At 40.5% G+C, this 12,846-nt stretch carries 8 protein-coding genes; 7 read left to right on the top strand and 1 reads right to left on the bottom strand.

All coding sequences use genetic code 11. The features are described 5' to 3' along the window. Positions 1–3 precede the first annotated feature (3 nt). The 6 genes from EL165_RS05790 to EL165_RS05765 all read left to right on the top strand — a co-directional run bounded on the left by EL165_RS05790 (position 4) and on the right by EL165_RS05765 (position 9,011). On the top strand, positions 4–1,992 hold the full coding sequence (locus EL165_RS05790) for an alpha-L-arabinofuranosidase C-terminal domain-containing protein (protein ID WP_002978732.1): 1,989 nt from the start codon (positions 4–6) through the stop codon (positions 1,990–1,992). A gap of 128 nt (positions 1,993–2,120) precedes the next feature. Further along, a complete protein-coding gene (locus EL165_RS05785) occupies positions 2,121–3,821 on the top strand; it encodes a ribulokinase (RefSeq protein WP_002978733.1) in 1,701 nt (566 codons plus the stop codon). Between the two features lie 27 nt (positions 3,822–3,848). After that, positions 3,849–4,559 (top strand): L-ribulose-5-phosphate 4-epimerase, encoded by a 711-nt coding sequence (locus EL165_RS05780; RefSeq protein ID WP_002978734.1) that lies wholly within the window; start codon positions 3,849–3,851, stop codon positions 4,557–4,559. Positions 4,560–4,598: 39 nt separating this feature from the next. Continuing rightward, positions 4,599–6,095: an L-arabinose isomerase gene (gene araA / locus EL165_RS05775; RefSeq protein WP_002978735.1), complete on the top strand. Its 1,497-nt coding sequence runs from the start codon at positions 4,599–4,601 to the stop codon at positions 6,093–6,095. A 27-nt stretch (positions 6,096–6,122) separates the two neighbouring features. Further along, complete coding sequence (locus EL165_RS05770) at positions 6,123–7,280, top strand: aldose epimerase family protein (protein ID WP_002978736.1); 1,158 nt, start codon at positions 6,123–6,125, stop codon at positions 7,278–7,280. Between the two features lie 3 nt (positions 7,281–7,283). Continuing rightward, positions 7,284–9,011 (top strand): sodium:solute symporter family transporter, encoded by a 1,728-nt coding sequence (locus tag EL165_RS05765; RefSeq protein WP_002978737.1) that lies wholly within the window; start codon positions 7,284–7,286, stop codon positions 9,009–9,011. 234 nt (positions 9,012–9,245) lie between these two features. Here the strand turns inward: EL165_RS05765 and EL165_RS05760 are convergent, their stop codons facing one another. Further along, positions 9,246–9,932: an NUDIX hydrolase gene (locus EL165_RS05760; RefSeq protein WP_002978738.1), complete on the bottom strand. Its 687-nt coding sequence runs from the start codon at positions 9,930–9,932 to the stop codon at positions 9,246–9,248. Positions 9,933–10,445: 513 nt separating this feature from the next. Here EL165_RS05760 and EL165_RS05755 point away from each other — a divergent pair. Next, positions 10,446–12,821 (top strand): glycoside hydrolase family 127 protein, encoded by a 2,376-nt coding sequence (locus EL165_RS05755; protein WP_002978740.1) that lies wholly within the window; start codon positions 10,446–10,448, stop codon positions 12,819–12,821. The last annotated feature ends 25 nt before the right edge of the window (positions 12,822–12,846 follow it).

The raw sequence follows: 12,846 nt of genomic DNA, 5'->3' as shown, positions 1-12,846 counted from the left end.
TCTATGACAACCAAAAATAAAATATTTTCCATCGCGATTTCCCTCAGTGCTGCTTTTTTTTCGGCTCAGAGTAATACGATCCGTACCTATAATCTGGATCTGAAAGAAACCTCTGCACCTATTAAAATACAACCCACCATGTACGGGATTTTCTTTGAAGACATCAATTTTGCAGCTGATGGCGGATTGTATGCGGAACTGATTAAAAACCGCAGCTTTGAATTTGACGAACCATTTACAGGCTGGAAACAGCCCAACACAAAGACACTTTCTCCTAACCTTGATTCTGGATTTCTGACCATTTATTCCGACCCTGCCAAAACCAATAAAAATTACGCACGAATTACCGTTCTGAATGATAAAAATTATATTCTGGAGAATGAAGGATTCAGAGGAATAGGCCTTCATCAGGGAGAATATTATGATTTCAGTTTTGATCTGGAGAATGTTTCAGGAAATATTGCTGCAGTAAATGCAAGTCTTGTTGATGAAAACGGTAAGGAAATTTCTTCAGTTTCCACGCTCATCAAAGGAAAGGGGTGGCAGGAGTATACAGCCGTTTTCAAAGCAATTCAAACCGTTGAAAAAGCAAAACTGCGGATCACATTTACAGGAAACGGTATTGTGAACATGGATATGATCTCCCTTTTCCCTCAGGATACCTGGAAAGGGAGAAAAGGAGGTTTACGAAAAGATCTTGTTCAGAAACTATATGATTTGCAACCCGGGTTTTTGAGATTTCCTGGAGGCTGTATCGTAGAAGGAAGAACGTTGGCAGAACGCTATCAGTGGAAAAAAACAATAGGAAATATAGCAGACCGTGAATATCTTATCAATAAATGGAGTACAGGATTTCCACATCGTCTTACACCGGATTACGGACAGTCTTTCGGGCTGGGATTTTATGAATATTTCCAGCTTTCCGAAGATCTGGGTGCAGAACCTGTTCCTATTCTGAGCTGCGGAATGGCATGCCAGTTCAATACCGCAGAACTGGTGAAAATGGAAGACCTTGATCCCTACGTTCAGGATGCCCTGGACCTTATTGAATTTGCTAACGGAGATTCCGGAACAAAATGGGGAAGAATCCGAACTGAAATGGGACATCCGAAACCTTTTAATCTGAAATTTATCGGAGTAGGAAATGAGCAGTGGGGAGCAGATTACATCGAACGCTATAAAGTATTTGAAAAAGCCATTCATGCAAAATATCCTGACATTAAGATCATTTCCGGAAGCGGACCATCACCTGACGGCGAATTCTTCGAATATGGCTGGAAAGAGTTGAAACAGCTTAATGCACAGATTGTTGATGAACACTATTACAACTCTCCCGAATGGTTTATGAAAAATGCAGGCAGATACGATCAGTATGACCGCTCCGGGCCAAAAGTTTTTGCCGGGGAATATGCAGCCCAATCTGTAGGTGTGGTAAAGCCTGATAATAAGAATAACTGGTTAACAGCCCTTTCAGAAGCAGCTTTCATGACCGGTCTTGAAAGAAATGCAGATGTGGTTTATATGACTTCCTACGCACCGCTTTTTGCCCATGCTGATGGCTGGCAGTGGACGCCCGATCTCATCTGGTTCAATAATCTGAAATCCTACGCGACCCCGAATTATTATGTTCAGAAATTATTTTCCAATAATAAAGGAACGGATGTACTGAAAATAGAAAATAACGGGAAAACTGTATCCGGACAGGAGAACTTATATGCTACAGCAGTAAAAGATGCAAAAACTCATGAGATTATTATAAAAATGGTCAATACTGATACTCAGGCTAAAACAGTAAATATCAAACCAGGAACTCTGAAAACCGGTAAAAAAGTAACCAAAATTCTTCTGTCTGCCCCGCAGCTTTCCAGTGAAAATAATTTCGATGCTGAACCCATAAAACCTAAAGAAGAGATTTCTGAAGCCAAAAATGGGGAAATTTCAACAGAAATTCCGGCCAATTCTTTGGTTGTTTTAAAGGTAAAAACAATTTAATAAACTGTTTTATAGCGTGTTATAAAAAATAAGTGTGTTTTTTACATTTATTTAAAATAGAATCTTATATTTGTTTTTATCTCATCACGAGAATTTAAAATCTCAATAATCAAAAACGTTTCACCACCATGAAAAAATATGTTATCGGGCTGGACTACGGTACAGATTCCGTACGGGCTGTCCTTATTGATACTGAAAACGGTTCCGAAATAACTTCTTCAGTCAGCTACTACCAGAGATGGAAGGAAGGTAAATTTTGTAATCCCTCAGCCAACAGTTTCAGACAGCATCCTTCAGACCATATTGAAGGACTGGAAAAGACTATTTCCGAAGTAGTAAGAGAAAGCGGGATACCGGCAGAGCAGATTGTCAGTATTTGTATTGATACTACAGGCTCTTCGCCGCTTCCTGTAACCAGTGACGGAACAGCTCTGGCATTGGTTCCGGGATTTGAAGAGAATCCCAATGCCATGATGGTTTTATGGAAAGACCATACCGCTATCCGTGAAGCCGAAGAAATCAATACCCTTGCCAGAACCTGGGGTGGTGAAGATTATACAAAATATGAAGGCGGTATTTATTCTTCAGAATGGTTCTGGGCTAAAATACTGCACATCAGCAGAGCAGATGCAGAAGTAAAAAATGCAGCTTATAGCTGGATGGAGCACTGTGATTATCTGACTTTCCTTTTATCAGATCATAAAGACCTGGCTACCTTTAAAAGAAGCCGTTGTGCAGCTGGCCATAAAGCCATGTGGCATGAGTCATGGGGCGGTTTGCCTTCCGAAGAATTTCTCAACAGGCTTGATCCATCTCTGGGAGCACTCAGAGGAAGATTATACACGGAAACCTATACTTCAGATGAAATTGCCGGCTACCTGAATGAAGAATGGGCCGCAAAAACCGGTCTTACCACCAAAACCATTATTACCGTAGGAACTTTTGATGCCCATTCAGGCGCTGTGGGAGCAAAGGTGGAAGAAAATACACTGATCAGGATCATGGGAACTTCTACCTGTGACATTATGGTGGCCTCACAAGAAGCTATCGGGAGTACAACCGTTAAAGGAATCTGCGGACAGGTTGACGGTTCCGTAATTCCCGGATTGATAGGGCTTGAAGCAGGACAGTCCGCCTTTGGAGATGTTCTGGCATGGTATAAAGATATCCTGATGTGGCCGGTTCACCAGGTGATGATGCATACCGAAAGTATTTCAGAGGAGCAGAAAACAAAGCTCGCTGAAGAAATGGAGGCTGGACTTATCAGAAAATTGACCCTTGAAGCAGAAAAAATTCCTCTTTCAGATAGTGTTCCGGTTGCCTTGGACTGGGTAAACGGAAGAAGAACACCGGACGCAGACCAGGAACTTAAAGCAGCGATCAGTCAGCTTTCTCTGGGAATAAAAGCACCCCATATTTTCAAAGCTTTGGTGAATGCTATTTGCTTCGGAGCTAAGAAGATCGTTGACCGTTTTGAAGAGGAAGGGGTGAAAATCAATAAAGTGATCGGAATCGGAGGAGTAGCAAGGAAATCACCGTTTATCATGCAGACACTTGCTAATGTTCTTGATATGCCGATTGTTGTTGCCGCTTCAGACCAGACTCCCGCTTTGGGAGCTGCTGTTTATGCGGCCGTGTCAGCAGGAATTTATCCGACCGTTCAGGAAGCAAGCATGAAAATGGGCTCCGCATTTGAAGCGGAATACCAGCCGAAAGCCGAAGAAGTACAGCACTACAGAGAATTAATGCAGCAATACCAGAAGCTCGCTGATTTTGTAGAATACAATACCAAACTGAAAAACAACAGGAAAGAACTTCAGAACTCCTGAATATTAACCTTTTGAATTACGCTCAAAATGAATACCTATAAAGAACTCCAAAGAGAATGTTATGAAGCGAATATGCAGCTGGATGCCCTGAAGCTGGTTGTCTATACTTTCGGGAATGTAAGCGCTGTAGACCGTGATAAAGGCATTTTTGCCATTAAGCCAAGCGGTGTCCCTTACGATATTTTAAAGCCGGAAGATATGGTGATTTTAGACTTTGATGCCAATGTCATTGAAGGGAGACTCAGACCTTCTTCCGATACCAAGACCCATGCTTACCTGTACAAAAACTGGGAAAACATCGGTGGAATTTCCCATACTCATGCGATCTATTCCGTGGCGTGGGCACAGGCACAAATGGATATTCCTGTTTTCGGGACCACCCATGCAGACCATTTAACAACAGATATTCCCTGCGCTCCACCTATGCGGGATGAGCTGATTGAAGGAAACTACGAATACAATACGGGAATACAGATTCTGGAATGTTTTAAAGAAAAACAGCTCTCTCCGGAAGAGGTAGAAATGGTCCTGATCGGCAATCACGGTCCGTTTACCTGGGGTAAAAATGCTGAGAAAGCGGTCTACAATAGCAAAGTACTGGAAACTATTGCCGAAATGGCGTATCTCACCAGACAGATCAATCCTGATGCGGAACGTCTGAAAGACTCACTCATCAAAAAACATTATGAGCGTAAGCACGGCAAGAATGCCTACTACGGACAGGAATTTAAACACTAAACACTTCAACATAAACAACTATTAACGATCAACAAAATTATGTTAACACCTCTCAATACCAAAGAAGTCTGGTTCATCACAGGAAGTCAGCATTTATACGGACCTGAAACACTTGCCCAGGTGGCAGACCACTCACAGAAAATTGTGGCAGAACTTGAAAAATCTTCTTTCATCCCGGTAAAAATCATTGTAAAACCAACGGTAAAAACTACCGAAGAGATATTTGAAACCATTGCAGCTGCCAATCATGCAGAAAACTGTATAGGGGTGATTACCTGGATGCATACCTTTTCACCCGCTAAAATGTGGATCAGAGGACTAAAAATTTTACAGAAGCCTCTTCTGCATCTGCATACCCAGTTCAACAGAGATATTCCGTGGTCTACCATGGATATGGATTTTATGAATCTTAACCAGGCAGCTCACGGAGACCGTGAATTTGGTTTTATGGTAAGCCGACTCCGAAAAAACAGAAAAGTCGTGGTAGGGCACTGGTCAGAAGAAAGAGTTCAGAAGCAGATCGGTGACTGGAGTCGCGTTGCTGCAGGCTGGGACGACTGGCAGGGCGCTAAATTCGCTCGTTTCGGAGATAATATGAGATTTGTAGCGGTTACAGATGGAGACAAAGTGGAAGCTGAAACCCAGTTCGGTTTTTCAGTCAATACCTGGGGAATCGGTGATCTTGTCGGAGTTATCAATTCAGTAAGTGAAGGGGAAATAAAAAGCCTTATGGAAGAATATGAATCTTCTTATCATATGGCAGCTTCCCTTTTGGAAGGAGGAGCCAACAGAAGCTCACTTCACACCGCCGCAAAAATTGAATTAGGACTTGAAAAATTTTTAAAAGACGGAGGATTTAAAGGATTTTCAGATACCTTTGAAGACCTTCACGGGCTGGAGCAGCTGCCGGGAATTGCCGTACAGCGACTGATGCAGAAAGGATACGGATTTGCCGGCGAAGGAGACTGGAAAACAGCAGCGCTCGTACGTGCCATGAAAACAATGGGGCAGGGCCTTGAAGGTGGAAATGCCTTTATGGAAGATTATACCTATCATTTAGACCCTTCCAATCCTTCTATTTTAGGTTCCCATATGTTGGAAGTTGACCCTGTGCTGGCCGCCGGAAAACCTTCGTGTGAGATCCATCCGCTGGGAATCGGAGGAAAAGCGGATCCGGTTCGTCTTGTTTTTAACTCCAAAGGAAATATTGATTCTCTGAACGCTGCCCTGATGGACTTTGGAAACCATTTCAGGCTGCTGATCAACAAAACCAGAGCATTGGAAATTACAGAAGAGCTGCCAAAGCTTCCGGTAGCAAGGGTTTTATGGAAACCTCTTCCTGATTTATATACCGCCGCAGAAGCCTGGATACTGGCAGGAGGGGCACACCATACATGTTACAGTGAAAATATTTCAGCAGAGCAGCTGGAGGATTTTGCTGAGATAGCAGGAATTGAATCATTAGTCATTGATGAAGATACCAGAATGCGTGATTTTAAAAATACACTTCGTTGGAATGAAATGTATTATTGTTAATTAATTTTAAAAAATATGTAAATAATTATGAAAAAAGCAACACATAATGGCATTTTTATTTTATTATTTTTAATTATTTTCGGCTGCAGAAAAGAAAATAACAAACAGGATATTTCAGGAAAAATGGAGAATGTGCATACTTCAGACTATGGAGTGACGCCAAAAGGCGATTCTATTAAAAAATACACGCTGACCAATAAAAACGGGATGAAAGTTGAGGTCATCAACTTCGGGGGAATTATCACTTCTTTAACCGCCCCAGACAGGAACGGGAAATATGAGGATGTAGTCCTTGGTTTTACAAAACCTGAAGGGTATTTCGATGGCAATCCTTATTATTTCGGAGCTTTGATCGGAAGATATGGCAACAGAATTGCCAACGCAAAATTCTCACTGGAAGGTAAAACCTATGAAATCAACAAAAATGATGGCCCCAACAGCCTTCACGGAGGAAAAGAAGGATTTCATACCAGATTCTGGAATATTGAAGTCGTAAAGGATGCAAAATTTCCAACATTGAAGTTATCCTATACCAGCGCAGACGGTGAAGAAGGATATCCGGGAAAATTAACAACAACTGTTTTTTACACGCTTACAGACGACAATGCATTGGAAATTTCTTACGAGGCTGAAGCCGACAAACCTACAGTGGTGAATCTTACCCAGCATTCCTATTTTAACCTGTCAGGAAATTTCACTAAAACGATTACTGATCATGAACTACAGATTAATGCAGATCAATTCCTTCCGGTTAATGAAACTTTGATTCCTACAGGGGAGCAGAAAGCCGTAAAAGGGACTCCTTTTGATTTCACGGTATCAAAACCGATTGGAAAAGATATCAATGCAGACGATGATCAGTTGAAAAAAGGAAAAGGATATGACCATAACTGGATTCTGAATGGAAAAGGATTAAGAAACATCGCCAAAGTTTATCATCAGGGAACAGGAAGACTGATGGAAGTCTTTACGGATGAACCCGGTGTTCAGTTTTATTCCGGAAATTTTCTTGACGGAAAGTTTGATACCAAAACTGGCGGTAAAAATGAATTCAGAACAGGATTCTGCCTGGAGACACAGCATTTCCCCGATTCACCGAACCAGCCTTCTTTCCCTTCTACAGAACTGAAGCCTGGGCAGAAATACCACTCGAAAACCATCTATAAATTCTCCGTTAAAAACTAAGCTATGGGAAAATTAGCAACTATTGATATCATCATATTCCTGATCTATTTCGTAGTGGTAGCTTCCTACGGACTATGGATCTATAAAAAGAAAAAATCTGAATCCACGGGAAGTAAGGATTATTTCCTGGCGGAAGGATCTTTGACCTGGTGGGCTATCGGAGCCAGCTTAATTGCTTCCAATATTTCCGCTGAACAGTTTATTGGAATGAGTGGTGAAGGTTTCTTTGTAGGAATCGCTGTTGCCGCTTACGAATGGATCGCTGCCGTTGCGCTGATCATCATCGCAGTCTGGTTTATTCCGATCTATCTTAAAAATAAAATCTATACCATGCCCCAGTTTCTGGAAAGAAGGTATAACAAATCTGTTTCGCTGATTATGGCCGTTTTCTGGCTGTTTCTGTATGTTATTGTGAATCTTACTTCCATTCTTTACCTTGGAGCTCTTGCCATCGATACTTTACTGGGAGGAGAACATCTTCACGGGATTATGATCGCTCTTCTGCTTATGGCCCTTCTGATCGGTCTTGGAGGAATGAAAGTGATAGGATATACAGACGTTATACAGGTGGCTGTCCTAATTATCGGAGGTTTTGCAACAGTGTATATGGCTTTGCAGATTGTAGACCAGAGAATCAACGGAGCGGCTGTAGGAAATGCTTTAGCAGGATTTAATACCCTGATCAATGAGGCTCCGCAGCACTTTAAGCTGATTCTTCAAAAACCTACAACTACGACAACTACGTTGGCAATGCCTCAGAATCTGGATGTACAGAAGTATGTCGTATTACCTGGTTTGGCGATGTATTTTGCTGGTCAGTGGATTGTTAACCTGAACTATTGGGGCTGTAATCAATACATCACCCAGAGAGCTTTAGGTGCAGATCTGAAAACGGCAAGAACGGGAATTCTGTTTGCAGGTTTTCTGAAATTATTCATGCCTGTGATCGTAATGCTTCCGGGAATTGCCGCTTATGTTTTATATTCAAAAGGACACCTTCCGGGATTTAACGGAGTGAAAGACGGTGCCTACTCTGCAATATTAGGATTTTTACCTGTTGGACTTAAAGGATTGGCCATTGCAGCATTGACCGCAGCAATTGTAGCCTCACTGGCTGGAAAAGTAAACAGTATCTCAACCATTTTTACGTTGGATATCTATAAAAAATACCTTAAAACAGACGCTACCGAAATCCAGATGGTAAGAACAGGCCGCTGGGTTATAATTATCGCAATGATGGCAGCATTGGCCTTTACCTGGACGGACGTTTTAGGAATTGGCGGAGAAGGAGGCTTTACATTTATCCAGAAATACACAGGATTTATCAGTCCGGGAGTTTTTGCCATGTTCCTTCTGGGAATGTTCTGGAAAAGGACAACAGGTACAGCGGCTTTGGTAGGAGTAATTTTAGGTTTTGTTCTTGCCATTTTCTTCAACAGCTTTGCTGTGGGAATTTTCGGGAAAGAAACCTGGATGTATACCGCATTCACTTATGAAAAGCTTGAAAACGGAGTAGTACATACCATTACCGAAATTCCTTTCCTCATTAATATGGGATGGTCATTCTTTATCACCATAATCGCCATGATTCTGATCAGTCTTGCAGGTCCGAAGGTAAACCCTAAAGCCTTTGCCATTGATGTGACCATGTTTAAAGTGGACAACAGAACTTTAGTTTTGATCGTGATGACACTGCTTTTACTGACAGCCTTGTATGTAAGGTTCTGGTAAAAATGAATAGTCAATAGTGAATTCGTTTCACTTGTCAATTTTAAAAATTCATCATTGACTTGCGAAGCAAATTGACTTTTCACGTAAGAAATAAATTTAGTATATGACAAAAATGAATAGTCAATAGTGAATTCGTTTCACTTGTCAATTTTAAAAATTCATCATTGACTTGCGAAGCAAAATTGACTTTTCACATATAAGAAAACAGGATGCCGAATGCATCCTGTTTTTTTATTATATTTTAAACATAAATCCCCTAGAGATTTTCTTGTTGTATTTTTTTTCGTCAAACCGGTAAAGAAAAGAGCCTTTTCTGGAGGAAGTCATATCCTTTTTGTTGGTGTTAACCAGAATATCCATACTGTTGATCTTGCTGGTAAAGTTCCGTTTGTCAAACTTTTCATCAAAAATAGCTTCATATAGATTCTGAAGATCCTTCATGGTAAATTTTTCAGGAAGAAGCTCAAACCCTATTGGCCCAGTGGAAGCTCTTCTCCTCAGCCTGGCCACAGCATCTTTTACCATCTTATTATGATCAAAAATAAGGTCAGGTGCTTTCTGAAGTTCCACCCATTTTGCACTGTATTGCTCATTGATTTGAATATCTTTTTCAATATTGATCAGTGCATAATAGGAAATAGACATAATTCTGGCTGTTGGTTCACGCTTGATTTCCGTATAACACTTCAGCTGTTCAAGATAAATATTTTCAAGACCGGTCAGCGTATACAAAACCCTGTTGGCTGCCTCATCAGAAGTTTCGTCACTGCCAATGAAGCCACCCATGAGTGACCATTCGCCCATTTGCGGTTCAAAATTTCTTTTTACCAAAAGGATTTTAAGATTTTCGCCATCAAAACCGAAAATGATACAGTCAACGGCAACAAGGTGTTTGGGATATTGGGAGTAATCCTCAGTCATCTTTTATATTTTACTGCAAAGGTAAAGCTTTTATAAATACGATATTATATAAATGTGATTCATACACTTTTTAATCTGAATGATTTATTTCATTAAAACTATTCCTTAAGGATATTTTGGGAGGTAAAACTGTCATCAAAACTGAAAAATATCACTGAAATCAGGTTAATCATAGATGAATTCAATGTTAAAATTGTGTTAAAATTAAAAATAAGATTGATAATAATCAAGAAAAGGGACTTAACGTTAAAAATACGATAAGGTATTTGCTGTATGGTTGAAATTTTTGCCAAAACAGATCCTGAATTCATTTTCATAGGGAATCATATGATTTTAAGGTTTTGTTTTTCTGCAAATTAATTATCTTATTTTTTATGATAAGGTAGGACGTTTTTTGTTGTTTTTAGGGATTTATAGAAAGTTTTAAATGAAAAAATAAGTCAAATAGGCGCAGAAAATGTTTCGTATATTGAATCTTTCCATTATTTTAGAAATGTTGAATTAACATTTATAATGGCCCCGAAACTTTCTGCTTTTTTATTGTGTTTTGCTTCATTTGCCTCGGCTCAGGTGAAGGAAAAAATCCATTATTTTCCTTTGGAAACTGTCAGGTTATCAGAGAGTGTTTTCAGCAAAGCGATGAAGGCAGATCATAAGTACCTGATGGCCCTGGAACCGGACAGACTATTGGCTCCTTATCTTAAAGAAGCTGGATTAAAGCCAAAAGCAAATAATTACCCCAATTGGGAAAACACAGGGTTGGACGGGCATATAGGAGGACACTATATTTCCGCATTATCCCTGATGTATGCTTCTACAGGAGATAAAGCAATACAAGAGAGAATCAATTATATGATCAGTGAGCTGGAACGCTGTCAGAAAGCCTCTCCGGACGGATATATTTCAGGAATTCCCAACGGAAAAAAGATCTGGAAAGAAATAAAACAGGGAAATATACGTGCTTCAGGCTTCGGTTTGAACGACCGCTGGGTACCTTTATATAATATTCACAAACTGTACTCAGGGCTGCGCGATGCGTATTGGTATGCCAAAAATGAAAAAGCAAAAGCAATGCTTATAAAGCTTACAGATTGGATGGCAAATGAAGTTTCAAACCTTTCTGATGAACAGATACAGGATATGTTGCGCAGTGAACATGGAGGACTCAACGAAGTTTTTGCAGATGTTTATGAGATCACTCACGATCAGAAATATCTGAAACTAGCCCACCGCTTTTCCCATCAGGCTATCCTTAGCCCTCTTTTGACAGGAGAAGATAAGCTTACAGGCCTTCATGCCAATACACAGATTCCAAAAGTAATCGGCTACAAGCGTATTGCCGATCTTGAAAACAATACGTCCTGGAGTAATGCCGCTGATTTTTTCTGGCATAACGTTACAGAGAAAAGATCCTCAGTTATTGGAGGTAACAGTGTCAGTGAGCATTTTAACCCTGTCAATGATTTCAGCAGCATGATAAAAAGTATTGAAGGCCCCGAAACCTGCAATACCTATAATATGCTTAAGCTGACCAAGGAGCTTTATGCAACACTACCCGAATCTTATTATATAGATTATTACGAAAAAGCATTATACAATCATATCCTTTCCACAGAAAATCATGATCATGGAGGTTTTGTCTACTTTACGCCAATGCGTCCCGGACATTACCGTGTATATTCACAGCCTCAGACCAGCTTCTGGTGCTGTGTAGGATCCGGAATAGAAAACCATGCCAAATATGGGGAAATGATTTATGCCCGGTCGGATAAAGATTTATATGTGAACCTGTTTATCCCTTCCACACTGACATGGAAACAGCAAAATGTAGTGCTCCGTCAGGTCAATAACTTCCCGGAAGCTCCTGAAACAACATTGATTTTTGATGCTGCAGGAAAGTCAGAATTTGATTTAAAATTAAGATGCCCGGAATGGACGACGCCTTCGGAAGTAAAAATTCTGGTCAACGGAAAACAGGAAAGAGTACAGCGTGGCTCTGATGGCTATTTTACCCTGACTAAAAAATGGAAAAAAGGTGATGTTGTGAAAATGACCTTGCCGATGCAACTTTCTGCAGAACAACTTCCTGACCATTCCAATTATTATGCATTTAAATACGGTCCTGTAGTGCTTGCCGCAAAATACGGTACCGAAAACCAACAGGGACTTCTTGCGGACGATAGCAGAGGCGGCCATATTGCTCATGGTCCGCAGATTCCTTTAAACGAAATTCCCGTTATCCTTGGAAATCCTTTCGAGGTAGTCAGCCATGTTACGCCTTTGAACAATAAACCGCTCAACTTTGCCGTTACAGGGCTTTATCCGTCGGAAAAATTCGGGAAAGGTTTAGATCTTGTGCCGTTTTACAGTATTCAGGCAGAAAGATATATTCTGTACTGGCCCCAGGCTGACAAAAACGAAATAGAAAATACATTGAAGCAGAAGGCAAAAGAAGAAACGGAAACCAGAAAGCTGGATATGATCACCACAGATAAGATCCAGTTGGGAGAACAGCAGCCGGAATCAGATCATTTTATAGAAAGCAAAGACTCTGGCACAGGATATATGGAAGACCGACATTTCCGTGATGCCAAAGGCTGGTTCAGTTACCAGATGAAAAATAAAGGAAAAAATGCTTCATACCTTTACCTGCTTTATTTTGATGCGAATGCCAACCGCACGTTGAATATTGAGATCAACGGTAAAAAAGTCATTGCTCAAAACCTGGAAGGGAAGTCCGGAGCCTTACCTCAATATCTGGTCATTCCAATACCGGATTCAGAAAAGAATAAACAAAACCTTTCCGTAAAATTCCTGGCAGATGAAAAACTCATGACTGCTAAAGTCATTGAAGTCCGTTTACTGACAGAAAATTACGAAAAGAATTAAATACAGAATTAAATACAGATTTTTC

Origin of the sequence: Chryseobacterium gleum (assembly GCF_900636535.1) — a bacterium.
Taxonomy (GTDB): domain Bacteria; phylum Bacteroidota; class Bacteroidia; order Flavobacteriales; family Weeksellaceae; genus Chryseobacterium; species Chryseobacterium gleum.
The sequence above is the reverse complement of the archived record's forward strand: the minus strand, read 5'-3'. Positions and strand labels throughout refer to the sequence as shown.

Excerpts from the sequence above, each read along its gene's own strand:
- EL165_RS05790 (WP_002978732.1), top strand. The coding sequence starts at position 4 with ATGACAACCAAAAATAAAATATTTTCCATCGCGATTTCCCTCAGTGCT.
- EL165_RS05785 (WP_002978733.1), top strand. The coding sequence starts at position 2,121 with ATGAAAAAATATGTTATCGGGCTGGACTACGGTACAGATTCCGTACGG.
- EL165_RS05780 (WP_002978734.1), top strand. The coding sequence starts at position 3,849 with ATGAATACCTATAAAGAACTCCAAAGAGAATGTTATGAAGCGAATATG.
- araA (WP_002978735.1), top strand. The coding sequence starts at position 4,599 with ATGTTAACACCTCTCAATACCAAAGAAGTCTGGTTCATCACAGGAAGT.
- EL165_RS05770 (WP_002978736.1), top strand. The coding sequence starts at position 6,123 with ATGAAAAAAGCAACACATAATGGCATTTTTATTTTATTATTTTTAATT.
- EL165_RS05765 (WP_002978737.1), top strand. The coding sequence starts at position 7,284 with ATGGGAAAATTAGCAACTATTGATATCATCATATTCCTGATCTATTTC.
- EL165_RS05760 (WP_002978738.1), bottom strand. The coding sequence starts at position 9,932 with ATGACTGAGGATTACTCCCAATATCCCAAACACCTTGTTGCCGTTGAC.
- EL165_RS05755 (WP_002978740.1), top strand. The coding sequence starts at position 10,446 with ATGGCCCCGAAACTTTCTGCTTTTTTATTGTGTTTTGCTTCATTTGCC.